Below are 25,844 nucleotides of genomic sequence, written 5' to 3'. Positions count from 1 at the left end.
ATTGTTTATGCTGGTGCGGAGGCGGTTCCCGGCGGTCACTCCTCGCCGCCGAACCGCTCGCGCACCGCCTCGCGGTCGATCTTCGAGGGGCCGGAGTACGGGAATTCGTCGACGAACGCGAGGTGTTTCGGGTGTTTGAACCGCGCGAGGCGCCCGTCGAGGAACGCCGTCACGTCCGCCAGCGTCAGCGATTCGTCGCCGTCGATGACGGCCTTTCCGACGGTTCCCCACGTGTCGTCGGGGACGCCGATGACGACCGCTTCCCGGACGCCCGGGTGGTCGGTGAGCGCGTCCTCGACCTCGGGTGGGAAGACGTTCTCGCCGCCGCTGACGTACATGTTCTTCTTGCGGCCCTCGATGTGGTAGTAGCCGTCGGCGTCGACGCGCGCGAGGTCGCCGGTCGACACCCACCCGTCGCCGAACGTCTCGGCGGTCTCCTCGGGGGCGTTCCAGTACCGGTCGGCGGCCGCGGGACTCGACAGTTCGAGTTCGCCGACCTCGCCGTCCGCCACCGGGGATCCCTCGCCGTCGACGACCCGGGCGGTCACGTGTGGCGCTGGCACGCCGACGGCGTCGGCCTTCTCGCGGGGCCAGTCGTCGGGCATCGCGAAGTTGTTCGGGCCGCATTCGGTGAGGCCGTACCCCTGCGAGAGGTCGACGCCGCGGTCCCACCACGCCTCCAGCACCGATCGCCGGCACGGCCCGCCGCCGGATTTCGCGAACCGCAGCGACGACAGATCCGTGTCGGTCCAGCCGTCGTGGTCGCGCATCATCCGCAGTACCGCCGGCACCGCGACGAGCACCGTCGCGTCGCGGTCGTCGACGACGCCCAACACCTCCCCGGGGTCGAACTCGCGGGCGATCACGACGGTCCCGCCGACGTGGAACAGCGGCACCGTCAGGACGTTCCAGCCGCCGGTGTGGAACAGGGGGAACGGCATCGGCGTCACGTCGTCGCCGCGGAGGTTCCACGCCGCGATCGTCGTCATCGAGTTCCAGTACACCGCCCGGTGGGAGATCACCGTCTGCTTGGGCGTCCCGGTCGACCCGCCGGTGTGGAGGAACAGGTGCGGGTCCGACAGCGACACGGCCGGGCGGTCGAGCGCGGCCGTCGAGGGTCCGACGGGACCGTCGTCCGTCGGCCGGGCGGCCTCGAACGACTCGCCCCCGAGGTCGCCGGCGGCGGTCGCGGCGGCGTCCCCGTCGTCCCCGGCGACGAACACCCGAACGTCGTCGCGGTCGACGCCGGCGGTGTCGAGCGCGTCGCCGGCCAGGTCCGCGAACGACGCCTCGACGACGACCGCGGCGGGGTCGGTGTCGCCGACGAGCTCGGCGAGCTCCGGCGGCGCGAGCCGGTGCGACAGCGGCGCCAGCACGGCGCCGAGCTTCCCGGTCGCGAAGAACAGGTCGACCAGCGCCGGCCGGTTGCGCGAGAGCGTCACGACCCGGTCGCCCGTCCCGACGCCGGCCGACCGGAGGAGACGCGCCGTCCGGACCGCGCGGTCGTCCAACTCGGCGTACGTGTACTCCCGGCCGGTCGTCCCGTCCACGAGCCCGACGCGGTCGGGCGAGAGCATCGCGCGGCGGCCGACCCAGTCGCCGACCCAGTCGGGGCCCGCCGCCCCGGACTCCCCCGAGTCCGGCTCGTTCGGGACGCGTTCGCCCCCCTCAGCCATCGGCGAGGAACCCGACGAGCAGGTCGTTCACGCGCTCGGACTCCTCGATGAAGAACAGGTGCGAGCCGCCCTCGACGAACGCGGACTCGGCGTCCGGGATCGCCTCGGCGAGCAGCTCGCCGTTCCCGACGGGGAGCACGCGGTCGTCGGTCCCGTGCGCGACGAGCACCGGAACGTCGAGCGCGTCGAGTTCGTCGCTCGCGTCGAACGCCCGTACGGCGGCGGCCTGCGCCTCTCTCGCGCTCGGTGGCGCATCCGACTCGAGTCGCCAGTCGACGATCCGCTCGATGAGGTCGGGGTTTGCCTCGATGAACCCGTCGGTGACCGCCGGCGCCATCTTGTAGCGGATCGCCTCGCGTTCGTCTGCCCCGTCAGGGACCGAGAACATGTGTTCGAGCGTCGATTCCGGCGTCGACACCGCGTCGGGGCCGCCGGGGGAGGTGCACAACAGCGCCAGCGACCCGGCCCGGTCGTACGACAGGGCGTACCGCTGGGCGACCATCCCGCCCATGGACGCGCCGACGACGTGCGCCGCCTCGACGCCCGCGTCGGCCAGCACCGCCTCCAGGCCGCCGGCGAGCTGGTCGATCGTGTACGGTCCCTCGGGCACGTCCGACTCGCCGGTCCCTCGGTTGTCCCACAGCACCACGTGGTACGAGTCCGCGAGCGCGTCGGCCTGCCAGTTCCACATCCAGCGGCCGTAGCCGAGCCCCTCGCACAGGACGACCGTTTCGGCCCCTGCCGGGTCGCGGCCGCGTTCCTCGTAGGCGATCGCGACGCCGTCGTGATCCGCGGTTTGCACGAGGGGAACCTGTCGACGCGTCACCTTCAACGGGCCGCTTCACATGTTAACCCCCGAGACTTTCCGGCGGCTCGTCCGAGCACCGACATGTCAGTCGCAGCCGTCGGCGACGACGCGACCGCCAGCATCGACGTGACGACCGAGACGATCGACCAGTACGCCGCCCTCACGGGCGACGAGAATCCGATCCACCTCGACGAGACGTACGCCAGCGAGACGATGTTCGGCGGGCGGATCGCGCACGGGATGCTCGGCGCCGGCGTCGTCAGCGCCGCGCTCGCCGCGCTCCCCGGCGACATCGTCTACCTCGATCAGGACTGCTCGTTCGAGGCGCCCGTCTGTCCGGGGGACACCGTCGAGGCGCGCGCGACCGTCACGGAGTCGCTCGGCGGCGACCGGCTTCGCGTCGAGACGGTCGCGTCGGTCGGCGACGAGACGGTGATCGAGGGGACGGCGACGATCCTGTCGCTGCCCCACGAGTCCTGAACGGGGTGCCGTCGTCTGAGAGAACGTCGGATTCACGTCTGCCTCCCTGAAATACGGGGACGACTACGGGGCAGGAGTCCCACCGGTAGTCGGAGTTACTCAACTTCGATCTCACGAGACGATTCGGCCTCCAGACGCGGGAGCGTCACCGTCAACACGCCGTTGTTCATCCGGGCGGTGACGCCGTCCTTGTCGACTTCGTCGGGCAGGCTGAGCGAGCGGTGCACCGATTCGTGGCGTCGCTCGCGCCGCAGGACGCGCTCGTCTTCTCCGTGTTCCTCGGTCGCCTCCTCGCGCTCGGCGGCGATCCGGAGCATGTGGTCGGTGACGCTGACGGAGATGTCCGACCGCTCGAAGCCCGGCAGGTCGACGGTCGCGACGAACTCGTCGTCGTACTCCACCAGATCGACGGGGGCGTACTCCGATTCATCCCCGAACTCCTCGCCGGACACCGACCCGGTGGCGGTCTCGAGTTGCCGGGTTATCTGCTCGATGAGCCGTTCCACGTCTGTGAAGGGATCTCTCCGTGTCGTCATCGTGAGCACCTGACCGTGCGTTCGTCGAGCGACGCAAAGTACGCTCCGTCGATCGGCCCTTGGTGGGAACCGTCGCCGGGTCCTTCCGGCCGACAGCTAGAGGTACGTACCGCCCGTATGTTGTCGTATCGTTCCCCGGCGGGGTACCTCCAGCGCGGGACCGAACGCCATGTTCCCGAGGCGCCATGTTCGACTGTGACGCGGTGGTAGCCGAGCTACGTTCGGAGGACGCCGACCCGAGGATCGACCCGTCGCTCGTGCGGTGTCTGCGCGGTACTGACGGGACGGGCTCGGTGCTCCTCATCGGCGTGGTACACGACCATCCGGCGAGCGTGTTCCGGGTCTCGTCACTGCTCGAATCGTTCCCGCCGGACGTGCTCGCCGTCGAACTCCCACCGCTCTCGGTGCCGCTGTTCTGTCGGTACGCGCGCGACTCGCACGTGCCGCCGCGTCTGGGCGGCGAGATGAGCGCGGCAATCGACGCGGCCGACGCGGCCCGCGTCGTCGGCATCGACGCGCCGAACTCGTCTTACCTGCGCGCGCTGATCGACCGGCTCCGAACCGATGGCGAGGCACGGACGCTCGCGCGCGCGATGCTCACGGATTTCGTACGGGGACTCGCACAGGCCGCCGCGTGTCGACTCGGCGCGGTTGTCGCCGCCCTCACCCCGTACGTGCCTCGGGTGTACGCTCACATCCGGTACGACGTGACGCTGCTCGACGACCCGGAGACGCAGGCCGACCACGAGCGACGCCACCTCGCACAGCACCGCGCGTTCGTGGGCGTCGTCGACCCGCCGCCCGAGACCGCGATCGTCGACCGGATCCGCGAGGACGTGATGGCGGCGCGGATCGCGGCGCTCAGGGACGACGGCGATATCGCGGTTGTCGTCGGGATGCACCACCTCGACGAACTGGAGCGGTGGCTCGCGGCGCTCGGCTCCGAGGACGACGATTGAGCGGAGACCGGAATAAACGGTAGCAGTACTCATGGTTGTCGACTATGCGCCGTGCGCACGTACGTTATAGGCGCAGACACCGACGGCGGGGAGCGGGGTCGACGCGACACCCACGGAGGTCACCAATGTCACAGACACAGGCCGACACGACGGGATGGAAACGACTCGTGACGACGGACGGACGGACGGACGGCCGATAGGCTGGGCGCGCCGCGGCGACGACGGGTGGCGCGCCAAGCCCAACCCGGGACTGTTGCGCGGGTGCGACTCGTGGATCGCGCCCTCGTGGCGCGAGGCCGGGCGATTCACACTCGATTCGGACGCGGTGGTCGGCGAAGGAGACGCGACCGTCGTGCTCGCGATCGACTCCGACGGCGACCGGCCGGGCGATCCCCGGTCGGACGCCGCCGATCGGTCGGAGTCGACCCGCAACAGACAACCCGGAGCGCGTCGGTGACGCCGTCTCTCGGTGGCACCCGGTCGGACACCGCCGCCTGATCCGGTGGCCCGGCGGTGGCTGGGGTTCCCGAACCGTACAAAAAAGGTCCACCCTCGGTCGACCGCCGTCGAGGCGGTCACGATCGCGCCGACGATCAGAGATTCTGCTTCAGTCTGATCTCGTCGGCTCCGATATCGTCGACCTTTGAGGTCCGCAGTTCGTAGGTCTCCTCGCCCTCTTCGGCCCAGCCCAGGCGTCGTCGCACGCTCTGTGAAAGGTTCATCGCCGGTTTGACGTGCGCCGTCGATCCCGCTGTCTGTTCGATCGTGCCGATCTCGTCGCCGTCGGCGGTCATCACACGTTTCCCCTCGTCTTCGGCCCTGAAGTTTCGTACCATGAGTGCTGTTGCGCTCTGCATTCGGTCGCGCGTACTGCGGCCGGTCCCGCCCGCAGTCGCGTCGATCCCGTTCGGGGCGGTCGACGTGTCGGCGCTCGACCAGTTCCCCGGTCGGATCCTCGCCGTGCCACCGTATGAACGCTGAGTATCGGTCGCCAACGGGTTCAAGTCGGGGCGGGAATCGACCCCGGGTCGATGCCGGGCGGTCGAGTCCACGCTTCCACGTCGCGGTAACGACTGGCGTGATTCACGTCCGTGGCGGATCTCTCTCGGCTCATGGCCGTTCACGCGACGGTCGCGGTGGCGCCGAGGGAGTTCCTCCTCAGGAACGCGCTCGTCGTCGCCGGCGACGCGCGGATCGAGCTCGAGCGCGCCGTCCCGCTCGGGGACCGGTTCGCGCCGTATCTCAGGGTCGCGGCCGACGACCCGAAGACGGTGTGTGACCTCGTCGCCGCGGAGTCGTCCGTCGATGGCATCGAACCGGTCCGCCGCGGCGACGACGAGTGGCTCGTCCACGTCCGGTGGGCGGCCCGACCGCCGCTTTTGGCGGCGCTGTGCGACGCCGACGCCGCCTGCGTTGAGGCGGTGGCGGCAGGCGGCACGTGGCATCTCACGCTCCGGTTCGATAGTCACGAGCAGCTCGCCGACTGCTACCACCGATGCCTCGACCGAGACGTTCGACTGACCGTCGAGCGCGTTCGCGAGTCCGAATCTCCCGGGTCGTCGGTCGATCGCGCGCTCACCGGACCCCAGCGTGAAGCGCTCACGACGGCGTACGACGTAGGCTACTTCGCGGTGCCGCGAGCGGTGACGCTCGCGGAACTCGCCGACCGGCTCGGCGTCTCCGATACGGCCGCCTCACAGCGCCTGCGACGGGGCATGCAGAACCTCCTCGCGGACGCACTCGCCGAGCCGGTGAGCGAGCGCGCGTGAGTTCGACGACCGCTGACTCGGGCGCGCTGACCCAGGCGTGTCGATCGATCACGTCGAGCAGTTCGTTCCACTCCCCGTCGGTCGGCGCCTGTTCGCAGGTCGGTTCCGTCTCGTTCGACGAACCGTCGGAACCGTGACGCGACGGGAGACGCCGGTCCCGACGGCCCGGGTCCGTGGCGAGGAATTAACACCCAGCCGAGCCAACATATGAGTGATGACAACAACTGTCGAACTCAGCGACGATCTCACAGAGCGGATCGAGGGGCACCTCGAGGATGATGAGACCGTCGAGGAGTTCCTCGAAGAGCTGGTCTCGATCTACGAGCAGGAGGGTCGGTTCCTCCAAGAAGGCGCGTGATCGAGTCAGGGGGAATGGCTGGACACCACGCACGGAGGGTGCCCAGCGATGGAACGCCCGAGGCGACTTCACAAGCCTCGGCACCGTGTCGAACGCCGACGAGGGATAAATACTCCCCCCGGTGTGGCAATCTGGTTGCAACTCCGGTGCGGCAATCGGGAGTCAGTTATCCGATCGACGGTGGAACTCCCACGATTGCTCCGGTCATCGCGAACACGAACACCAGATAGAACACCGTTCCGAACACCGCACTCACAACGACGACGCTGTCCGGGTCGCGGTGGGGGAGTGCGTGGTGAACCACCGGAAGTGATCGGATTTCAGGACGAGTGAGCACCCGATTTGAGAGCACGGCGAAGCCGGCCACGATCACTGGGCCGAGTGCGAGACTGTTCACGCTCGTCGCGAGCAGTTCGACGGTCGCCGGTGTCAACTGAAGCGTCGCGACCGGGCCCAAGACCGTGGCAGGGGCGGGCCCGATGGGGAGGAACGCACCATATTTCGCGTACAGGAACACGGCCGGGCCGACGACGAACGCGGCGACCTTCGTCGGCACGACCCACCGCTCGGGTGCGACCCGCGGCAGTACGAACACACCGAGAACGACGACGAGATTCCCGCCAAGCCACGGGCCGATATCACGCAACGCGAACGGGAGCCCGGTCGCCAGAATGCCGACGCTGACCCAGTCCAAACTGAGGTATCGGGACTGCGGACACGACCCCGACAGCACTGCCCGTCGGTCTTCGGGATCCAGCAGGTGAAGGACGACTCGCGCGGCGAGGAAGACCGGGATCAACAGGACGTACGCGAGCAGTCTGACCTGCAGTCCCGCGGCCGACGATACGGCACCGATCGCGAGCGCCGTCGAGAAGTCGATGACTCCGTTGACGAACCAGAAGACGAACAGCGACGGTGCGAACACGCAGCCGCTCAGGATCGTCGTGACGTGACCGACCGACGGGGAGAACTCTTGGGAGACCAACTCGGAGAAGGCGTGGTGTACCCGAACCCCATCGGCGTCCTCGGAGTCAGTCTGCACCGACTGAGACGACACGATCGATACGTCGCCTCGGAGGTGTGTTTCGGTTTCGGGGGTTGGCATGCGTGCTGCACGTGCGCTTCAGTTGTATATACGCAGCTACGAACGAGGGGTCATGAGCGAACCGTCCGCCCGAGGGCAGTTGGCTGTCAACCCCGGCGGAGTGATCACTGCCGTGCTGGGGTTCGTGTTGACGCGCGGAGTGCTCACCGGACTCGTTCTCGGTGACGCCGCGCTCGTTCCGAGAGCGGGTTCGTTGGTGTTTCTCACCGCCGGGTTCGGAATCGTACTGTACGGCGTCAACCTCGCAGTCAGCACCCGAACCAACCGGTACGCTCGGACCGTCGGAAGCTGGTCTCTCGTGGGGGCGGGGCTGGGTGTTCTCGGAGTAGCTGCGATCTTCGTTTCCTCGGCTCCGGGTTCGCTGACTGGGATCGACAGCGGCGTGATCGCAAACTCGGGCATCCTCGGCGGGGGTATGGGAGTATTCTTCGGGATCAAACATGCCGAAGCCGAACGGTATCGGTCGGTCGTGGACCGGCAGATCGAGCAGGGGAGACTCCTCAACCGGCTGCTCAGACACGAGATCAGAAACTCGCTTACGATCCTCCGTGGCCACACAGCATTCGTCCTCGAGAACCCGACTGACGGCCCCCTCGAGAGCGAGTCGGCGATCTCCTCGGCGCTCGATCGGATCGAACGTGCGACCGACGAAACGGGATTTCTGACGTCGGTGACTGCGGGAGACGCCGAGCCGCTCAGGCCGATCCGTCTCGGCGATGTCATCGAGGGTGGCTCCCGATTCAACGCTCTTCCGTCTACAGCCATCGAACGATCCACGGACGTGGCGGTCCGAGCCGATTCGAATCTCGAGCGGCTCCTCACGGAACTGGCCGCACTCCCGACTCGAAGCGCCGACGCCGATGAAGCCGGATTCGATATCTCCGCTGCGGATCGGGCTGTCTCCATCACTGTGACCGCACCGGGGATGTGGCTGCGCGAACGGGAGGTGCTGCTCGACGGTGTTCCGGAGTACGAACGCAACGACGTGGATTACGGGGTCCCGATCGTCCGCTTGCTCACCGCCAGATACGCGGGCGTGGTCTCTATCGAATCGTCTGGCGACGAGACGGCCGTGACTGTTCGTCTCCCGCGGTCCGGCACGTCGGCCGCCCGTGTGACCGAGCACGGGTTCTCGAGCGGTACCCTCTGGCAGACGCTCGCCGTCGGGATCGGAGCCGGAACCGCAATGGGCCTCTTTCTCCAGTTTACGACCGGTTCATTACCGATCATCGGTGCGTTATACGGATCGCCGGTCTCGTCGGTCGGCTGGATCGCGCACTTGTTTCACAGCGCCGTCTTCGCCGTCGTCTTCGCGGTCGTTCAGTCGTACTCGCCGTTGCCGGCTCGGAGCGGGCAACTGAGATATTCAGTTGCGCTGGGGCTCGGCTACGGGTTCCTGCTGTGGTTCCTCGCGGCCGGCGTGATCATGGCTCTGTGGTTGAACGCGTCGGGATATGCGGTTCCAGTCCCGAACCTCGATGTGGAATCGCTCCTTGGACACCTCCTCTGGGGGGCGACCGTCGGAGCAACGGCTGGAAGCGGCACACCGGCTCGACCGCTGGAGGAACTCCGCTCACGGAGGTCGAGTGCGGCTCCAGAGCCCGAGTAGTCCTGTTTCGGCGCCTTCGAGCGGGTTCCGCCACCCGAACCGGTATGCGGGACTGTCCCGTTTCTGTCCGTATGGAGATCAGGGAGGTACTGCCCCGAGACGCGATACCGAGTATCGATGACCCGACGTTCGAGGCGTCTTATTTCGGTGCCCCCGGCGACGAGGCGATCGTCGTCGACAGCGACCCGCCGCGGGCGTATCCGCTTCGAATCTTGAGTTACCACGAAGTGGTGAACGACGCGATTCCGCGATCGAGCGACCCGACCGACGAGCCGAACGGGTCGGCCGGTGAGTCCGACCCGATCGCGGTGACGTGGTGTCCGATCTGTTGGAGCGCGTTGGTGTACGATCGTCGCGTCGGTGACGACGTTCTCACGTTCGGGGTCTCGGGGAACCTCGCGGACGACAGCCTCGTCCTCTACGACCGCGAGACGGAGTCGGAGTGGCAACAGACGAGCGGTCGCTGTCTCCGTGGGCCGCTGGAGGGATCGACGCTGTCGCTCCGGTCGAGCCGTCTCACGACGGTCGGCGACTTCCGCGATGACCATCCCGACGGCCTCGTGTTGCAACCGGTGCGAGGCGGTCCGGGGGAGCCGCCGGAACGCGTGTACGATATGGCCCCGTACGAGGGCTATCGGTCGCGCGACGCGTTCGGACTCCACGGGATGCGCGGCGAAGGAGCTCCCCGAGCGTGGGACCGATCCGACATCGACGCGAAGACTGTCGTCATCGGTGTGGAGATCGACGGCGACGCGAGCGCGTACCCCCGGCCGGTCGTCGAGCGGGCCGGCGGCGTCCTCGTCGACTCGGTCGGCGGGGTCTCGGTCGTCGTGTTCGCGGACGGCGATCGTCTCTCCGTCTTCGAAGACCCCGGGTTCGAGTTCGAGCGAACTGACGACGGGGTGTACGCCGACGGTGCGTCGTGGTCGATCCGAACGGGCGTCGCTGACGACGGTCGCGCGTTAGCCCCGGTAGACAGCAGACGGATGTTCGCGTTCGCGTGGCAGGACATCCACGGGAGCGATTCGATGCACGCTCCGGAGTCGGAGACTGACCAACGCTGACACCGGCCCCGATCGGTGGTGCGGTCAGCCTGCAGACCCGGAGTGAACTCAAACCGTTGCATGAGTTACGGTGCCACATGGCAGATGCTGAATCGCACTCGTCGACGACTCCGCGACAGCGCCTTCGAGACCTCCCACCGAGTGCGAAGCTCGTCGCAAAGACGCTCGATTACGAAGGTAAACAGACACAGAGCCAACTCGCCGAGTCGACGATGCTTTCGAGGCGAACGGTCCGGGACGCGCTCGACCGACTAGAACGGGCTCACATCGCCGACTCGAAGGTCTCGTTCATGGACGCCCGCAAACGGATCTATTGGTTGACTGCGAGCTTGTAGCGTCTGCTCACACAGTGGACGAGTGGGTCGCAGCCCGATCACAGGCGGGAACGACAACACTGGGCCAGTGGGGCCGCCGGACTCATCGAGGACGCGAACTTGACAAACGGGACTTCCTCGAAGCGAATCCAGACCGAGAGCTTCCGGGCGCTTCTGGGACGCGTTCGAGGAGCGTTGACACACCACTAGCGGATCGCGCTGGCACCCCCACCGGAGTCGGCTGATGTTGGACGACGGTGCCAGCTCTTCTATCGTGTGACACAGCTGCACACGCGCACCGTACTCATTACTCGATGCGTCGATGGCTTCGTCGATGACAGAGCCGGCACCCGAGTTTCCAGTCCCCAGCGACAAGGACGCGATCACGAGCACTCCGGCCGGACAAAGCCAACACGTGCTGGTGACCGCGAACCGCTACGCGGATAACCCGAGATACGAGTACGACGGGGCGATCATCGAGGAGACATCGGCGTTCCGGTCCGACGTCGAGCTGTTTTACGACCTCCACACGCTCGTCTGGGACGCCGATCTCGGCGAGACCCACGACGGACGCAATGACGCCGTCGCGAGCGACCTCGATTGGGCGTCGGCGGCCGTCCCGGAACTGCAGTTGACGAACGAATTCCGGTTCGGTGACGACACCGAAGGAACCGTACGACAGGAGGTTATCGCCAGCTCGAACCAGTGTTCGGTTCTCGTTCGTAACACGGCGTCCTTCGATGCACCGCACGAGCGAACGCTGTTCACCGTGTTCAATCTCGGTATCAGGGGGCACAGTCACGAGGACTCGAACGCCGTCCAGTCGGCCCACGTCGTCGACGGCGACGAGTATCAAGCGCTGACGGCGACCGACGGCACACGGTATCTCGCGTTCGTCCAGTCACATGATGACCGCAGGCGGTTCGACGGGCACCGTATCGGGACCGTGGGGCGGTCGTCCGGCTCCGAACGGAGCGCGTGGGCGGACATATACGAGGAGAACGACGGGTGGATCGACTCGACGACCTCGGGGGCCGGGAACCTCGACGCCGGGTTCGGGCTGCACGTCTCCGACGTGGAGTCCGCAGCGTGGCTCACCGCGGTCGGATTCGCGACCGACAGCGAGGAGCGCGCGATCGAACACGCACTGGACGCGCTCGACGCCGGGTACGAGGACGAGCGGACCGCCTTCGCCGAGGCGTGGGACGACTGGAACAGTACCGTCACGACCGCGCCGACCGGCGAGGAGTTCGTCGACGACCTGTACGAGCGTTCGTTGACGAGCCTCAAATGCGCCGAGGATCACTGCCAGGCGATGATCGCGGGAGCGTTCAAACCCGCTGATATGACGTACAAATTCATCTGGCCGCGTGACCAGGTGATCATCGTCCAGGCGCTCGCTGCCGCGGGCGCGACGAACGAAGCCCGTCAGGCGTTGGACTGGCTACACCGCGTCCAGATAACCGACGAGGATGAAGCGACGCACGACGATCGAGGGATAGACCGTCGGGGAAGTTGGTGGCAGAACTACTACACGACCGGTGAGCCCCACTGGCGCGCGCTCCAACTCGACCAAGTCGGCGGTCCGATCTACGCGCACTGGCTCCTGTGGCGTGAAACGGGTGACGACAGCCTCCGTGACGCCCACTACGAGATGAGCAAGCGCGCCGCGGAGTTCCTGCTCGATTGGGACAACGGCTACGGGTTCCCGAAGAGACATCAGGACCCGTGGGAGGAGGTCTGGGGCTACTCGACAGAGGGGAGCGCGGCGGCCATCGCCGGGCTTCGCTGTATGGCGGAACTCGCGGACTCCGTGGGTGAACGTGAGTTCGCCGTGGAGTGTCGCGAGCAGGCGGACGTGTGGGCGGACAACGTCCGGCAATACTGCTTCCGAGAGGGCACTGAGTACGGCGACCACTACGTTACCGCCGGCGAGCCGGAACACGGAACGCCCGCGCCGGACGGGAGACCCGACGCGGCCGCGTTCATGGCGTACTGGCCGTGGAACGTGCTCGACGCGGACGACGATGGACTCGTCTCGACGGTCGAACTCGCCGACGATCCGGTCTGGTCGGCCAGCGACACGCCGTGTGTGGGGCGATATCCGGGTGACGTCTACACACCCAGCGGAACCGCCGAGGACGGCGGGTGGCCGCTGTGTGAGGCGTACGCCGACGTGGTTCGCTGGCGCTCCGGCGTCGATCCGACCGCCGTCGAGGAGTACGTGACCGAACACGTCGGCGAGTGGACCACGTCGGCCGGGCTGCTTCCCGAACGCGTCGACGGTGACGGAACGGTGAGCTGGAACTCGAACCTCCAGTGGAGTCAGGCGATGTACGTCCTCCTCGTCGAGAGCCACGTTCGCGGGGAACCGTACGGGATGGCACCCACCGAGTGACCACGCTCGCCGGATCGATCGGGGCGGTATCGGGCCTGGCTTGCTCCCCAGCGGTGCGATCGAGCGACCGTCGGTTGCCCACCTGAGGGCGAGCTCCAAGCTATCGTTCGAGCTCGACCCAATCGCTGTGTCCGAATGGCCGATCGTACTCGATACCGAGTCGCTCGTACACCATCTGTGGGATGCTGATATCCGCGAGGTACAGCGTCCCGGGTACTGACTCGAGACCGGTCTTCGGGAGCGCGAGGGTGACCGTGCGGTCGGGCGTGACGGCGGTACCCAAAACGTCCCCCGTCGTCGCGTCTCGCCCCGACGGAACGTCCAGTGACACGACGGGGCCGGAGCGCTCGTTCGTGCGCTCTATCAGCTGGCTCACGGGTGATCGGACCTCACCGTCGAGCCCATAGCCGACGAGTGAATCGACCACGACTCGCTCGTCGTCCGACTGTGGGACCCATTCGCGTTCGGTGATCACGGGTACTCCCATTCGGTCGAGGATCCGGTGCTGTGTGGCCGCCGCGCCGGTCAGGTCTTCAGGCGACCTGTCGACGACGACTTCCACGGGGATCGCTCGGTTCGCGAGGTGTCTCGCGCAAGCCATCCCTCCCCCACCGTTTCCCCCGGTGCCAGCAACGACGACAACTGCCGTCCCCTCAGTTCGAACGTCGCGAACGTGCCACGCGAGGATCCGACCCGCGTTCTCCATCATCTGGAGCAGTCGCAGCCCGACCTCTGTGACCGCGATTCGGTCCACATCACGCATCTCATCTGCCGTCACCGCCGATATCTCACGGCCGGTGGTCGTTCGAAACGTGTTCCCGGTCACTGATCCACCGCTCCTTTGAGCGCATCGAGATCAGGTTGCTCCTGTGGCCCTCGCGCCTGCCACGCGAACCGGACGACGCGGTCGGGTCCGACGGCGAACGTCGCGCGGCTCGGAACGTCGCGGTGTCCGTCGAACTCCTCGGTCAACACGCCGTATGATCGACTCACCTGCCCGCCGCTGTCCGACAGGATCGGGAACTGGATGTTGTGCGCGTCCGCGTACTCGCGGTGCGCGTAGGCGCCGTCGCTCCCGATGCCCAGGACTACCACGTCCTCCAGCAGGGTGAGCCAGTCTGCGTCTCGGAGCGAACACCACTGGTCGGTACACGCTGGGTGGAAGTCGAACGGATAGAACACGAGGATGACCGACCACCTCCTGTCGGTGTACTCGGAGAGCCCGTGCGTCTCGATTGTCCCCGCGGCTGCGCCCGTGAGTGTGAAGTCCGGTGCCTCCTGTCCGACTTGGAGCATAGTCCCCGGTACGCGACGCTCGGATTTCAAGCAGCGGCGAGTGTGTGAGGTGATCACACAAACAGATCGTTCCCCGAGTTGAGCGCCGACCGGTGGGTGTCCGTCTTAGCGGTTGCCCCGATCGCAACGAGGGGAGAAGCCGATCGGCGTTTGTCCGGTTTCTCAGCGACCTCTCAGGCCAACAGATCGCTTGCGAGCACAATCACGCCGACGATCGCGAAGACGACGCCGAGCACCGGCTCCATCACCTCGCTCGGGACGTACTTGCCGACCCGTGTTCCGACGGTTCCACCGATCAGCACACCAGGGATCGACCAGGCGACGACGTACCAAACGGGCGCGGCGGAGAGCGCGTGTACCGCCGCGCCCGCAAGCGCGGAGATCCCGAGCACGAACACGCTCGTCGCGACCGCGACTCGCGGCGGCAGCCGACACCTGACGATGAGTTGCGTGGTCGAGATCTCGGGTAGCCCGGCCTGATCTGTCCCGTGATGAATCTGCCGACGGTAGCCAACCCGACACCGGGCGGTCGCCAGCAGGTGTCGTACGAAAACGTCTCCCCGTTCGTCGTCTCGACGGTCGTCCGTCCGCGACCGCTGTTCTTTTGTTTGAGATACTCGCCTTCGCGCTCGCCGGGGACGCATTCCTCGGGCGGGTCGTAGTAGACGAGGAAGCCACCGAGGACCAGGAGGCCGACGCCGAAGCCGAGCGTCAACAGCGTGGTCGGAATGAGGTGAGTCGCGAACGCGCCAGCGACGACCGCGGGCACCGCCCCCAACAGGAGCCACTTCGCCGTGCTGTAATCGACCACGCGCTGGCGAACGTAGTTCAATAGACCGTTGCCCATCCCGAACACCTCGGTCAGGAGGCCAGCGCCGATGGCCTGTGACGGGGAGAGCCCGACGACGAGCATGAAGAACGGACTGAAGAACAGCGCCCCGGAGACGCCCGAGGACAACGCGATCAGCGAGAAGAGCACGGACGCGGGGAACACCCACCAGTGGGCGACGAACTGATCGACCGGGAACCCCGCGGGCAACGGCAGTGACTGGAGGAAGACGACGGCGGATACATTGACCGGTTCACCGCCGAATACCACGATCATCGCTATCGCGACCATCCCGGCCGCAGCGGTGAACACTCCCGACCAGACCCGAGTCATCTCCCGCTCGTCCGGTGAGGGATCATCGGTTTCGATACGCCGTGGGGATGCGTGAGCGACGCTCCGACTGCTCGGTCGGCAGTTCCCGTTCTGTTCCGATCAGACCGACCGCACTAGAGAGCGCGGGACGCGTTCCGGGTAAGTCCGTGAGTCATCAGCGTCACCGCTTACGCGATGATACCGGCGCCGAGGAAGGCACCGAGGACGACACCGTACACGACGTGGACCGTGCCGAACATCATCATCATGCCCTTGTCGGGCTCCATTCCGATGACTGTCCGCATCCAGAACAGCATCCCGCCGATCATGAGGACGATGCCGTACGCGATCCCGAGGCCGACCGCGCTCGCTATCGCTCCGAGACTCAGTCCCACAAGCGGTACACCGACGGCGAAGACCGCGCCCGCGACGGTCCCATAGACCATGTGTAACGCCATCCCGGGCATCGCGTAGTCTTCGGGGTCTCCATCTGCGAACTTCGCGACCAGTGCCGCCGTCGGCGGCGGTCCGCCGTCGCCCATCACCATCATCACCATCGTCATCACGATCGTCGCGACGACGCCACCAGCCAAACCGGCAGTGATACCTATCATGAATCCACCGTCCTTGAGACGAGATGGCTACCTAACCTCGCCGGGGTTGTGGAATTCAGACACGTACACGCGGAAGTTCTAATCTCTGTTGATATCGCACGTACACACGATAAATACGCTGAGTCGACCACCTCAAGGCGGTCCTCGGTGTCGCCGCGGACGTCTCGGAGTTCGTCGACGATAACGACGAGAAAGAGAAACCGATACGGACGTGTTCCACAAGGGACTCCGATTGTCTCCGAACCACGACCCGGACGAGTGGGAGAGTCAGTTTGCCGACGCTCACACAGAGCCCGTTCCGGTCGCAGTGGGTCAGGCGAATCGGCGGACCCGGCGCCCGGACACACCGTCCGTTTGGGTGCTGATCGCACAAAAACGGCGTACGGTTATGCATGTCCCGACACTCGGACGAGTCGCGATGATCGTCGTACACGCTACGTTCCCGGTCGACACCGATAGCCGAACCGAAGCCGCCGACCTGTTCGCTGAGGTGGCCGAACAGTCTCGACGGGAAGACGGTGTGATCGACTACCGGGTCGGTGTCGACGTAGACGACGACACCGTCTTCCGGTTCGTCGAGGAGTACGAGGATGAGTCGGCGTTCGACTCGCACACAGAGACGCCCCACTTCGGCAAACTGGCCGAGCGGCTCCCCGACCTCCTCGCAGGCGAGCCCGACGTGACCCGATTCGATGTCGAATCGGCTACCGATGTCGAACTGTAGATCGGGATGTGATCACCAGGACCAGCGAGCGGACCTGACACGCGTATATAAATACGCGTCGTCGTCGTGGCGTGGATGCACGCCCGCGCATCCATCTAGCTCCAACCGTCGTAGTATCGCTCGTAATGACGAACGCAGCGATCATACTCTTGGCAGGGACAGACGGACACGACAGTCTCGGTCGCGTCGTGAACGCGCTCGAAGCCGCGAAGGAGTTCGCCGAAGCCGACGGGGACGAACTCGAACTGATATTCGACGGCGCGGGGACGACGTGGGTACCCGAACTCGAAGACGAGGACCACGACCTCCACGAGCTGTATCAGTCTGTTCGTGAGAACGCAGCGGTCTGCGAGTACTGCTCGGGTGCCTTCGGTGTCGGAGATGTCGTCGACGACTCCGGACTGGTTACGCTCGACGACCACGACGGTCACCCGAGTGTTCGGACCCTCGTCGATGACGGCTACGAGGTCATCACGTTTTAACTGTCGAGATCGACGCGTCACCTGCAGTCATCGCTCGGTCGCTACCGGATTCGCACGGTTTGCGTACAACTCGATTCATGAACGACGAATCACCGACCGATGGACTATCCGATAGCCCAACTGAGGCCGGGTTGTCCGACGCCGAATCGGCCCAACACTAGTACGAGGCGGGGATCGGCCGCCGAGACTTCGCCGACCAATGCAAGCCGACGGCGCTCGGCGAAACTGAGTGATTCGTCAAACTCATTACTGACGCCGAGACGGACGGATTACTCTCCGTATGTGTGGAAATCAACAGCTTGTTCGAGCAGTTCGTCGGGGATCCCGGGGACCTCCTCGGAACGCACTGGCCCCTGCTCGTCGAGGAGATCGGGGTCACGCGGGAAGTCCCGGAGCTCGAAGTGAATGTCGATGCCGGCCTTCGCACCTTGACCGAGCGCGACGGGTATCTGGTTGTGCCCCGGCGTACAGTCGCCGACGGCGTAGACATCGTCGACGGACGTTCGACCGTGGTCGTCGACCTCGATGGTGCCGTCGTCGTTGATGTCACAGCCGAGTTCCCTGGCGAGCCCGTTGTTGTACTCGGCGCCGTACATCGCGAACCCGCCCTTGTACTCTCGGACGCTCCCATCCTCGAACTCGAGCGCGTTCAGCCAGCCGTCATCGCTGTTCTGGACGCCCGAGATATCCTCGTGGACGACGTCGATCGGATGCGTTTCGAGCATCTCTGTGGTCTCCGAGCTCCACTCGGGCTCGTGCCCACGCGTGAGGATATCGACCTCGTCGGTGAAGTTCAGCATGATGCCCGCGACGTGAGCAGCGCTCTCGGCGTGACCCATCACGTACACCGATTCGTCGACGAACATGTGGGCGTCACAGTGCAGACAGTAGTGGAGCCCGCGACCCGTCCGCGGGAGGGGCGGATCCGGCCGGACATCGTTGAACCCGGTCGCGAGCACGACGCGGTTGGCTTCGTATTCGGCGCTGTTGCCAGCTACCCGGATTCCGTCCGAATCGGGGCGTGAGCAGGTCGTAACCATATCACGGTGGATGTCACACCCGTACGCCTCGAGCTGTTCTTGGCCGATGCCGAGGAACTCTCCCCCGCTCGTCTTCTCTTTCACGCCGAGGAGGTTGTGAACCTCCTGCATCATCGCCGCCCGTCCGCCGCCTCGGGTGACCACGGCCGTATCGTGACCGAGGCGCGTACTGTACAGCGCTGCGGTCATTCCAGCGGGGCCACCGCCAACAACGACGACTTCGTACTCGTGACTCTCCGATGATTCGCTCATCCACCTCAGAAACATAGCCCATCCCGCAAATAGCTATGCTCAGGCGACCCGCGTTCAGTTTCTCAGGTCGTAGATCTCCCAGGATAACTGTCCTCCTCGCCGCCGTTTGTGCGGGTGTGCGACTCTGTTCAACGACCGCATCGCGATTTAATACTCCTCTTGCGTCTGAAGAACTGAACACATGGCATCAATTATCGCCGGTCTAGCTGGTGGCGTCGTCGCGACGATCGTGATGACGATGGTGATGATGGTGATGGGTGATGGTGGACCGCCGCCGACGGCGGCACTGGTCGCGAAGTTCGCGGGCGGCGAGCCCGAGGAGTATGCGATGCCCGGAATGATATTGCACCTGATCTACGGCATCCTCGCAGGTGCGGTTTTCGCCGTCGGTGTGCCGTTGCTCAGACTGAGCCTCGGGTCGGTAGCTGTGGCAGTCGGTCTGGGACTCGTCTACGGTGTTATTCTCATGATCGGCGGGATGCTATTCTGGATGCGGATGGTCATCGGGATGGAACCCGACCGCGACATGATGGTGATGTTCGGCACGGTTCACGTCGTGTACGGTGTCATCCTCGGTGCCTTCCTCGGGACTGGCATCCTCGCCTGAGCGGATCGTCACCGTCACTTTCGCCTGTTGTATACAGACCTTCCAGTACGACACACTCGCATGATATGGAACCGTTCGGTCGTCTTCGGTGGCATCGCTTTCGTAGGTAGCTTGCTGACGGTCTCAGTCCCACACGAGGCAGCGACACTGTCGATCCAGTCTTCCGTGCTGCAATTGCTGCCGATCCCAGCTGGATTTCCGGTCGACCAGTTCCTCGCGCACTGGTGGGTGTTTCCCGCCTCAATTCTGTTCTCACTGATCGCGCTCGCGTCGGGCGTCTCAGGGGCACTCTTTTTCAGCCCGTTCTTCATGTTGATCGTCGGCCTCTCCCCCTCGCAGGCGATCGGTGCTGGTCTCTTGACTGAGGTGTTCGGGATGGGGAACGGACTGGTGAACTACGTCCGCCAGCGGGTCGTCGACTACGCGACCGCCAAGTGGCTCCTCCTCGGTGCGGTGCCGGCGGTCATCGTCGGTGCGTTCGCCGCCCATTACGTGCCGACGACGCTGCTCAAACTCGCCTTTGGGGTCGGGCTCCTCGGGTTGGGTGGCTTTCTGGTCTACTATGATCCGCCGGAGGAGTGCGTTCCCGGCGAGCGTGAAGGCGAGTACCTCAAGCGGAAAAACACCGGCCGTGGGGAGACGACCATCGAGACGACGGACGGGGAGACGTACAGCTACGACACCTGCTGGAGACCACCTGGTGTCGGCCTGGCGACCGCCGGAGGGTTCATTACCGGACTGATCAGCGCCGGCCTCCCGGAGGTTACGACCACCCAACTCATCGTCCGGTGCCGACTACCACCGCGAGTCGCAGTTGCGACGAGCGTGTTCGTCCTCGCGATCGCGGCGGTCGCGGGGGCCGTCGTTCACGCGTTGGCCGCGACGCCCGTCTGGTATATTATCGCCTGGTCCGTTCCCGGCGTGCTGATCGGCGGCACTATCGGCACACGCGTCGGAAAGTACGTTCCGAGCGAGATCATGGAACCGGCACTCGGCGTCGTCTTCGCGGTCGTCGGCGTCGTCGTCCTCGCGAGCGAACTGGTCGCGTGACCGCACCCGAGTCGGAGGCCTGGGACGCGTGACATCGCCCACCGCCCGCCCGTCCGAGTCGCGAACGCGACGGCGGGCCGTGCCGCCGTTCGCTGCCCTTCTGGTCGGCGTCCTGAGTACCGTCCCGGCGTCGTTCCCGGCGCAGGGGCTGTTCGAGACGCTCGTCATCGCACAGGCCTCGCTCCTCGCGATCGTCGTCTCGGTGTCGATGATGAGCATGCAGGTGTCGACGAACCGGTTCGCGCCGCAGCTCTCACGGCTGTATCGGGAGAGCGGGTTCGACGCGATCACCGCACGGTTTGGGTTCTCGATACTCCTCGACTTGATGCTGTTCGCGCTCCCGACGCCCTGGGTGGGCCGGACGCCGGTCCGGGCGATCGTCGTCGGCCTCGTCGTCGGCGTCGCGTCGTGGGCGTTCGTCGCGTTGCTCGACATCGAGGACCGCCTGCTCGTGTTTCTGAACCCCGACCCGGTGCTCTCGTCGCTCGTCGACTCAGTGTCGTTCGAACGCTATCACGACTTCTCCGTCGAGCGCCGCGAGGAGGGGCGGATCGCCCGAAACCCGATCCTCGAGATCGTTCAGATGGCCCAGACCTCCCTCGAACAGCGAGACAACTACAGCGCTCTCCGGGCGGTCGACGCACTGGACGAGGCGACCGAACGGCTCCTGACCGGGTACGCCGCCCTCTCTCCGGACCGCCGGCGGGAGACCGCTCCGGACATCCACAAGCTGTTCGATTACTGGAACCAGGTTGCGGACTTGGCCGTCGAACGCGGCGCCGACGATGTCCTCCACGCGATAGTCGACGCTGAGGAGGCGATCGGACGGGAGGCGATCGATCTCGATCTCTCGGCGGCGGCGACCGGCTCCGTCGACGCGGTGTTTCACTTCTGCGCCGTCACGCTCGCGACCAACCGGCTCGAGGCCCGATATCACGCAACGCTCGGAGAGCTGCTCTCGGCGAGCCTGGAGGCGGGGGCCCTCGCCGTCGCGGAGGGAGCTGTGACCGACCTCGCGCGGCTCTCGAAGCTCGTGGACCGCCGCGAGGACGACCTGCTGGTCGCGGACGACGACCGCATCGCACCTCACGAGGAGTTCTTCGACAACTGGGCGCACTTCCTGCGGGTCCATCACGAACGACTGGAGACGGACCAGTGTCGGTCGCTCTACGCGCACTTCGAGAACGAGTACCGAAGCATCCGTGAGGAGCCGATCCCGGACGACCGCGTCGACACCCTCACTCGTGCCGCCGGTCCGGGCTTCCGTGACCTCGGCGTCGCGGCCGCCGGCGCCGACGTACAGTGGGTGGTGAGTCGAACGACCGAACAGCTCCTGGAACTCGCGGTGCTCGCCGAGCGACCTCGGGAGGCGTCCGTCAGGGACGCCGAACGCATCGTCGAGGCCGGAGGTTGTGACGGCGTCCGCGACGCGATCCGGCGCCTCCGAGCGCGCCGCGAGGCGGGGGCAGACTCGCCGGACACGGACCAGTCGTGGCACGTCCCCGACCCGCTCGCCGACCGACTCGCCGGGGGCGACGGACCGAACCGCTCTGGGCACGGCCGACCCGTTCGTGCGGGGAGCCTGTCAGACGAGTTCGACCGGTTGCTCGACGAGATCGACGACGCCGTCTCGGAACCGACGGGGAGAGAGTGATCCCGCAGACCGGCTCTCCGCGAGTCGGATCGGAACCGGAACGGCCGGACCGGCCGTCGGCGGACGGCCGGTGCAGAGCGCAACTGCGGCTCCCGGGCGCGCTCGTCACGCCGCCGGAGTTGCGGCGACGGGCGCAGCTCTCCCGTGAGTGAACGCGCACGCTACCGGTCGGGGAACGACTCCCAGAAGATGTCCGGCAGGTCCTGGTCGGGGTTCCCCTCGAGGTAGTCTTGTTTCGTCAGGTTCGCGTCCTCGATGAGCGCGGCGGCTTCGCCGGCCCAGACGTAGAACCCGATCAGCGTCTCGCGGCGCATCCGTTCGAGATCGACCGAGTGATACACATTGACCACGCCACCCGCTTCGCGGTTCAATTCTGACCGTTCGAGTAACCCCAGTTCGACGAGTTTGCTCAGATACCGTGTGATAGTACTCCGGTCGTAGCCAAGCGACTCGGCCACCTCGTTCGCTGACAGCGGCCCCTCCCCGATGACACACAGGCAGATATCGAGCCCGGCTTTCGGAAGACCGAACGCCTGGAGGAGTACCTGTTTGACATCCGGAGGCTGGACGCTCATTTCCATGTCCGTCACGCGCTCCATCGGGTTGTCGTGACAGGACATTGGGGGTTCGTCGCGGCCGAGTGCGAGAACGATGTTATCACAGTCGGGGCATTCGTACAGGTCGTACCGACTGGATTCGGGATCGTACTGTACCGCTCTGGACTCCGCCGTCGGCTCGTCCGGTTCGTTCCCTGTCATTAGTTATTCAGCTCCATTTAATACACGATACTCTGGACTCCTGATAAATACCGGTTCTCTCATGATTCTGCGTTCGGTGTAGCAGCGTCGACGATGACTAGCTTGTCAGTATCGAGTTCAAGGAGTTCTTCACCAGTAATCGTCACTCGTGCGGTCCCATCGGGCCGGGCTCGGGCCAGGTCACAGGCCTGTAGCCCGTATAAATGCGATTCGACTGCGCGTTCGTCGGCGTCGAGCATCGCGGCGAGCGCTTCGATGGTGGTCGTCTCCTGTCGTGTCGCGTCACTCGCGGCAGCGAGCTGTCGTAAGACTGAGCGTCTCGTCACGGACATGGGGTGTGAGGGGCGTGCTGTTCTGTAGGGAGAGCCACCTGCGTCAGTCCCATGTTATTCTCTCCGGGTGCCGTTCATTGGTGACCGCGGTTCAATCTCTCGGTGGCGGGGTGTGGATAGCATCGTACTTCTGCGGATTACTCTTCGACAGTTCGGCTGATGTCTAGGGTGTATACTTCGAGCACGTCTCTGCCCAAGAGGACTGGATACGCCATCTCTGACCGGTCGGTGATGCTGGCTGTGACTGTCCGCCAGCGCCCGTTCAGACAAAGGTCGACGTCGACGAGGGGGCGCGTCTCCGTGTCACTGCCCGTTCCCGACCGCACGTCAGTCGTCCCGACGAGCGGGCCGGCGCCGATCCGACCGGCGAGATCGGTGTCGATGCTCGTTCGCTTGGCCCCCGTGTCCGACTTCGCTACCGCTCGTTCCGCACCATCACGACCGTTGATCCGTATCCGTGAGGTGTAGCCGAGGACGCCGTCGTCACCCTGTTCTCGGACGAGCGGCGGCTTGCAATCGGGGACAGAGTCGTCTAGTGTCGCTTCCAGTTCAACGACTTGTGATGTGTCGACGCTGCCGCCCGCCCGCTCGATAGCGAGGCGAGCGATGTGCGGAGCGGCCGAGACTCCCGTCGCTGAAAACAGCCCTTTGAATCCCGCGGTGGCGTTGACCTCGAGGATGTACCACTCGCCGTCGATCGGCATCAAGTCAACCCCGGCAAGATCCAATCCGAGGACACCCGTTGCCTCTTTTGCGAGTCGCCGAGGCTCCTGACCGAGTTCGTTAGTTACGCCCTCCACTTCACCACCAAGTGCGACGTTCGTCCGCCAATCGCCGTCCGGTGCGTGGCGTCGCATCGCCCCGACGATCTCTCTACCGACGACGTACACCCGAACGTCCGAAGGACGGGCCTCGGAGTCTTCGAGGAACTCCTGGACAAACGCATGTTCGTCGTTGACCATCGGACCGACGGGCTCGGTCGGCGAGACGACCGACATATTTTGTCCGTTCGTTCCAATGGTGTGCTTGTGGGCGGCGGCGTCCGGGAGGTACTCCGGCCACTCCTCGAAGGTCCGCGGGGAGCGACCGAAGAAGGCGTCCGGCACTGGCAGGTCGGCTGCGGCGAGCTTCGCGCCAGCGCGATACTTGTGGAGCGTTTTCTCGACGGCCTGCGATGCGTTCACGACGGGCGTCGTTTCCTCGTAGAGCGCAGCGAGCTGGAGGTCTTCGAGCAGATGGTCGGTTTTGGTCAGGAGCATCCGGTTGACGAGGATATCGACCCGTGGCGAGAGCTGGACGGTGCCGTCCTCGATCCACGAGGTGACGTTCTCGTCGCGGATCCACACGGGTTCGTGCCCCAAGACCCGAACCGCGTTCAGGATCGCTTTGGTCTCCTTGCTGTTGTGGGTGCTCAACACGCCCACTCGCTGTGTCCCAGCGTCAGTCTGCACACGATCGATGCTCGCAGATCGTGCGGAGTCAGTCGCACCCTCTGGTTCGGGGGGATTCGAAGAGGCGGTCATTAGCGTTGCTCTGGTCCATATTGGAGGTACCCATCATTACGGGTTCTGCGAATGTGTAACACAGTTACAACCGCTCTCTCGATTTAAGCCGACAGGATCAACTTGTAGGGACTGATGAGTAAACAACAGGCGGAAGCGTTCACATTCGATGGCGGCCGTGTGGAACCCGGTGAAACGGATGAACTCCGGTACCCAGTGAGCGAGACGTATCTGGGCGATCCGGTTCGAATTCCAGTGACGATCATCAACGGCCCACGCCCCGGGCCGACGGCGTTCCTCTCGGCCGCGATCCACGGTGACGAACTCAACGGCATCGAAGTCGTCCGAGAGGTCGCTCAGGAGTGGGACCATTCAGACATCTGTGGGACGCTCGTCTGTCTCCCCGTTCTGAACGTCCAGGGGTTCGTCGCGCAAGAACGGTATCTCCCGATCTACGAACGAGATCTGAACCGGGCTTTCCCCGGTAAACAGGGCAGCACGAGTTCGAACCGGATCGCCTCCCAGATCTATCATAACTTCATCGAGCCCTGCGACTTCGGTCTCGATTTTCACACCTCGACGCGTGGGCGGACGAATATGTTCCACGTCCGTGCTGACATGGACGACGAGGGGGCCGCGCGACTCGCTCGCGCCTTCGGAACGAATCTCATCATGGCCGGCGAAGGCTCCTCTGGGATGCTGCGTCGCGAGGCGACCGACGACGGCATCCCGACGATTACACTGGAGATGGGGGAGGCACATCGGTTCGAGCGGGAACTGATCGACCACGCCCTCGACGGCGTTCGAAGCGTCTTCGCTGAATACGGAATTTATCGACAGGAAATGGTTCGATGGCCGGGATGGCGGACTGTGATCGAGGGGTGGAGTGACAAGACGTGGCTCCGGGCCGACGCCGGCGGGATCGTCGAAATGAACTACAACCGGGGGGAGTTAGTTCACGAAGGGGAGACGATCTGCCGGATTGCGAATCCGTTCAAATCCGATGAAACGACCGTTGAGGCCCCGTTCACCGGATTGCTTGTCGGGGTACTCGAAAATCCGGTCGTCTATCCCGGGAACCCACTCTGTCACTTCATCAAGCTCGAAGAGAGACATGAACAGATTATCGAGAACCAACGTGATATTCCGCACAAATAAACCGCAAGACAGCGCTCTATCGACGATGTGCTTCACAAGATGAATCATCCTTTCTTTACGGAACCTCGTGACGCTACGTGCTCCTCTCAGGAATCTCGGTGCGCCCAGACAGTCAGCGCCGACGCCGGGTCGGTGCTCGACGACCCCGACGGTCACCG

At 65.2% G+C, this 25,844-nt stretch carries 28 protein-coding genes; 15 read left to right on the top strand and 13 right to left on the bottom strand.

From position 1 onward, the window contains the following. Window positions 1-35: 35 nt before the first annotated feature. Window positions 36-1,676, bottom strand: coding sequence for an AMP-binding protein (locus tag BUE16_RS07980; RefSeq protein ID WP_079991552.1), 1,641 nt, complete (start codon window positions 1,674-1,676; stop codon window positions 36-38). Further along, complete coding sequence (locus BUE16_RS07975; RefSeq protein ID WP_073308326.1) at window positions 1,669-2,478, bottom strand: alpha/beta fold hydrolase; 810 nt, start codon at window positions 2,476-2,478, stop codon at window positions 1,669-1,671. The genes BUE16_RS07980 and BUE16_RS07975 overlap by 8 nt, the downstream gene beginning before the upstream one ends. Before the next feature lie 87 nt (window positions 2,479-2,565). On the opposite strand from BUE16_RS07975, the gene BUE16_RS07970 reads away from it, so the two are divergent. Next, window positions 2,566-2,964 (top strand): MaoC family dehydratase, encoded by a 399-nt coding sequence (locus BUE16_RS07970; RefSeq protein ID WP_073308323.1) that lies wholly within the window; start codon window positions 2,566-2,568, stop codon window positions 2,962-2,964. A gap of 95 nt (window positions 2,965-3,059) precedes the next feature. On the opposite strand, the gene BUE16_RS07965 is transcribed toward BUE16_RS07970, so the two are convergent. Next, entirely contained in the window at window positions 3,060-3,500 is a 441-nt protein-coding gene (locus BUE16_RS07965; protein ID WP_073308496.1) for an Hsp20/alpha crystallin family protein, read from the bottom strand. Between the two features lie 185 nt (window positions 3,501-3,685). On the opposite strand from BUE16_RS07965, the gene BUE16_RS07960 reads away from it, so the two are divergent. Continuing rightward, on the top strand, window positions 3,686-4,459 hold the full coding sequence (locus BUE16_RS07960; RefSeq protein ID WP_073308321.1) for a hypothetical protein: 774 nt from the start codon (window positions 3,686-3,688) through the stop codon (window positions 4,457-4,459). Window positions 4,460-4,613: 154 nt separating this feature from the next. Further along, entirely contained in the window at window positions 4,614-4,916 is a 303-nt protein-coding gene (locus BUE16_RS07955) for a hypothetical protein (RefSeq protein WP_073308319.1), read from the top strand. 136 nt (window positions 4,917-5,052) lie between these two features. On the opposite strand, the gene BUE16_RS17200 is transcribed toward BUE16_RS07955, so the two are convergent. Next, complete coding sequence (locus BUE16_RS17200) at window positions 5,053-5,511, bottom strand: hypothetical protein (protein ID WP_234972355.1); 459 nt, start codon at window positions 5,509-5,511, stop codon at window positions 5,053-5,055. A gap of 39 nt (window positions 5,512-5,550) precedes the next feature. On the opposite strand from BUE16_RS17200, the gene BUE16_RS07945 reads away from it, so the two are divergent. Both BUE16_RS07945 and BUE16_RS16930 read left to right on the top strand, forming a co-directional pair. Then, window positions 5,551-6,228 (top strand): helix-turn-helix domain-containing protein, encoded by a 678-nt coding sequence (locus BUE16_RS07945; RefSeq protein ID WP_143165392.1) that lies wholly within the window; start codon window positions 5,551-5,553, stop codon window positions 6,226-6,228. Between the two features lie 214 nt (window positions 6,229-6,442). Next, window positions 6,443-6,586 (top strand): DUF7557 family protein, encoded by a 144-nt coding sequence (locus BUE16_RS16930; protein WP_200778396.1) that lies wholly within the window; start codon window positions 6,443-6,445, stop codon window positions 6,584-6,586. A gap of 166 nt (window positions 6,587-6,752) precedes the next feature. On the opposite strand, the gene BUE16_RS07940 is transcribed toward BUE16_RS16930, so the two are convergent. After that, window positions 6,753-7,691 carry a hypothetical protein gene (locus BUE16_RS07940; protein ID WP_234972354.1) on the bottom strand — a complete coding sequence of 313 codons (939 nt, stop codon included), beginning with the start codon at window positions 7,689-7,691 and terminating at the stop codon, window positions 6,753-6,755. 79 nt (window positions 7,692-7,770) lie between these two features. Between BUE16_RS07940 and BUE16_RS07935 the strand changes: the two genes are divergently transcribed. From BUE16_RS07935 to BUE16_RS07920, 4 genes are all read left to right on the top strand, one after another. After that, the gene (locus tag BUE16_RS07935; protein WP_159435749.1) at window positions 7,771-9,300 is read left to right on the top strand and encodes a histidine kinase; all 1,530 of its coding nucleotides are present in this window, start codon (window positions 7,771-7,773) and stop codon (window positions 9,298-9,300) included. A 71-nt stretch (window positions 9,301-9,371) separates the two neighbouring features. Further along, window positions 9,372-10,364 carry a DUF3179 domain-containing (seleno)protein gene (locus BUE16_RS07930; protein WP_073308311.1) on the top strand — a complete coding sequence of 331 codons (993 nt, stop codon included), beginning with the start codon at window positions 9,372-9,374 and terminating at the stop codon, window positions 10,362-10,364. 77 nt (window positions 10,365-10,441) lie between these two features. Next, entirely contained in the window at window positions 10,442-10,699 is a 258-nt protein-coding gene (locus BUE16_RS17195) for a MarR family winged helix-turn-helix transcriptional regulator (RefSeq protein WP_073308309.1), read from the top strand. Between the two features lie 313 nt (window positions 10,700-11,012). Next, entirely contained in the window at window positions 11,013-13,076 is a 2,064-nt protein-coding gene (locus BUE16_RS07920) for a glycoside hydrolase family 15 protein (RefSeq protein ID WP_073308307.1), read from the top strand. 100 nt (window positions 13,077-13,176) lie between these two features. Here BUE16_RS07920 and BUE16_RS07915 read toward each other — a convergent pair whose 3' ends face one another. The 5 genes from BUE16_RS07915 to BUE16_RS07900 all read right to left on the bottom strand — a co-directional run bounded on the left by BUE16_RS07915 (window position 13,177) and on the right by BUE16_RS07900 (window position 16,127). Continuing rightward, a complete protein-coding gene (locus BUE16_RS07915) occupies window positions 13,177-13,854 on the bottom strand; it encodes an NAD(P)H-hydrate epimerase (protein WP_268762485.1) in 678 nt (225 codons plus the stop codon). A 44-nt stretch (window positions 13,855-13,898) separates the two neighbouring features. Next, entirely contained in the window at window positions 13,899-14,372 is a 474-nt protein-coding gene (locus BUE16_RS07910) for a redoxin domain-containing protein (protein ID WP_073308305.1), read from the bottom strand. A 173-nt stretch (window positions 14,373-14,545) separates the two neighbouring features. Beyond that, window positions 14,546-14,764: a hypothetical protein gene (locus BUE16_RS17190; protein ID WP_234972353.1), complete on the bottom strand. Its 219-nt coding sequence runs from the start codon at window positions 14,762-14,764 to the stop codon at window positions 14,546-14,548. Further along, window positions 14,668-15,534, bottom strand: a complete 867-nt coding sequence (locus BUE16_RS17185) for a sulfite exporter TauE/SafE family protein (protein WP_234972352.1) — start codon at window positions 15,532-15,534, stop codon at window positions 14,668-14,670. Before BUE16_RS17185 ends, BUE16_RS17190 begins: the two co-directional genes overlap by 97 nt. 167 nt (window positions 15,535-15,701) lie before the next feature. After that, a complete protein-coding gene (locus BUE16_RS07900) occupies window positions 15,702-16,127 on the bottom strand; it encodes a hypothetical protein (protein WP_073308303.1) in 426 nt (141 codons plus the stop codon). A 418-nt stretch (window positions 16,128-16,545) separates the two neighbouring features. Here BUE16_RS07900 and BUE16_RS07895 point away from each other — a divergent pair, with 418 nt between their 5' ends. Together BUE16_RS07895 and BUE16_RS07890 are read left to right on the top strand one after the other, a co-directional pair. Then, entirely contained in the window at window positions 16,546-16,851 is a 306-nt protein-coding gene (locus tag BUE16_RS07895; RefSeq protein ID WP_073308301.1) for a putative quinol monooxygenase, read from the top strand. A 125-nt stretch (window positions 16,852-16,976) separates the two neighbouring features. Beyond that, window positions 16,977-17,333 (top strand): DsrE family protein, encoded by a 357-nt coding sequence (locus BUE16_RS07890; protein WP_073308299.1) that lies wholly within the window; start codon window positions 16,977-16,979, stop codon window positions 17,331-17,333. Window positions 17,334-17,602: 269 nt separating this feature from the next. On the opposite strand, the gene BUE16_RS07885 is transcribed toward BUE16_RS07890, so the two are convergent. Continuing rightward, on the bottom strand, window positions 17,603-18,625 hold the full coding sequence (locus BUE16_RS07885) for an NAD(P)/FAD-dependent oxidoreductase (RefSeq protein WP_073308297.1): 1,023 nt from the start codon (window positions 18,623-18,625) through the stop codon (window positions 17,603-17,605). A 181-nt stretch (window positions 18,626-18,806) separates the two neighbouring features. Here BUE16_RS07885 and BUE16_RS07880 point away from each other — a divergent pair, with 181 nt between their 5' ends. The 3 genes from BUE16_RS07880 (at window position 18,807) to BUE16_RS07870 (ending at window position 21,936) form a co-directional block, all read left to right on the top strand. Beyond that, on the top strand, window positions 18,807-19,232 hold the full coding sequence (locus tag BUE16_RS07880) for a hypothetical protein (RefSeq protein ID WP_073308294.1): 426 nt from the start codon (window positions 18,807-18,809) through the stop codon (window positions 19,230-19,232). A 165-nt stretch (window positions 19,233-19,397) separates the two neighbouring features. Further along, the gene (locus tag BUE16_RS07875; RefSeq protein WP_234972351.1) at window positions 19,398-20,282 is read left to right on the top strand and encodes a sulfite exporter TauE/SafE family protein; all 885 of its coding nucleotides are present in this window, start codon (window positions 19,398-19,400) and stop codon (window positions 20,280-20,282) included. Between the two features lie 28 nt (window positions 20,283-20,310). Then, window positions 20,311-21,936, top strand: a complete 1,626-nt coding sequence (locus tag BUE16_RS07870) for a hypothetical protein (protein WP_143165391.1) — start codon at window positions 20,311-20,313, stop codon at window positions 21,934-21,936. A 161-nt stretch (window positions 21,937-22,097) separates the two neighbouring features. Here the strand turns inward: BUE16_RS07870 and BUE16_RS07865 are convergent, their stop codons facing one another. Together BUE16_RS07865 and BUE16_RS07860 are read right to left on the bottom strand one after the other, a co-directional pair. Beyond that, complete coding sequence (locus tag BUE16_RS07865; protein WP_073308290.1) at window positions 22,098-22,694, bottom strand: helix-turn-helix domain-containing protein; 597 nt, start codon at window positions 22,692-22,694, stop codon at window positions 22,098-22,100. A 469-nt stretch (window positions 22,695-23,163) separates the two neighbouring features. After that, the gene (locus BUE16_RS07860; RefSeq protein ID WP_073308288.1) at window positions 23,164-24,477 is read right to left on the bottom strand and encodes a putative ATP-dependent zinc protease; all 1,314 of its coding nucleotides are present in this window, start codon (window positions 24,475-24,477) and stop codon (window positions 23,164-23,166) included. A gap of 186 nt (window positions 24,478-24,663) precedes the next feature. Between BUE16_RS07860 and BUE16_RS07855 the strand changes: the two genes are divergently transcribed. Next, window positions 24,664-25,686, top strand: coding sequence for a succinylglutamate desuccinylase/aspartoacylase family protein (locus tag BUE16_RS07855; RefSeq protein ID WP_073308286.1), 1,023 nt, complete (start codon window positions 24,664-24,666; stop codon window positions 25,684-25,686). The last annotated feature ends 158 nt before the right edge of the window (window positions 25,687-25,844 follow it).

Origin of the sequence: Halobaculum gomorrense, from assembly GCF_900129775.1 — an archaeon.
Lineage (GTDB): Archaea > Halobacteriota > Halobacteria > Halobacteriales > Haloferacaceae > Halobaculum > Halobaculum gomorrense.
This window is presented reverse-complemented; position numbering and strand designations above follow the sequence as displayed.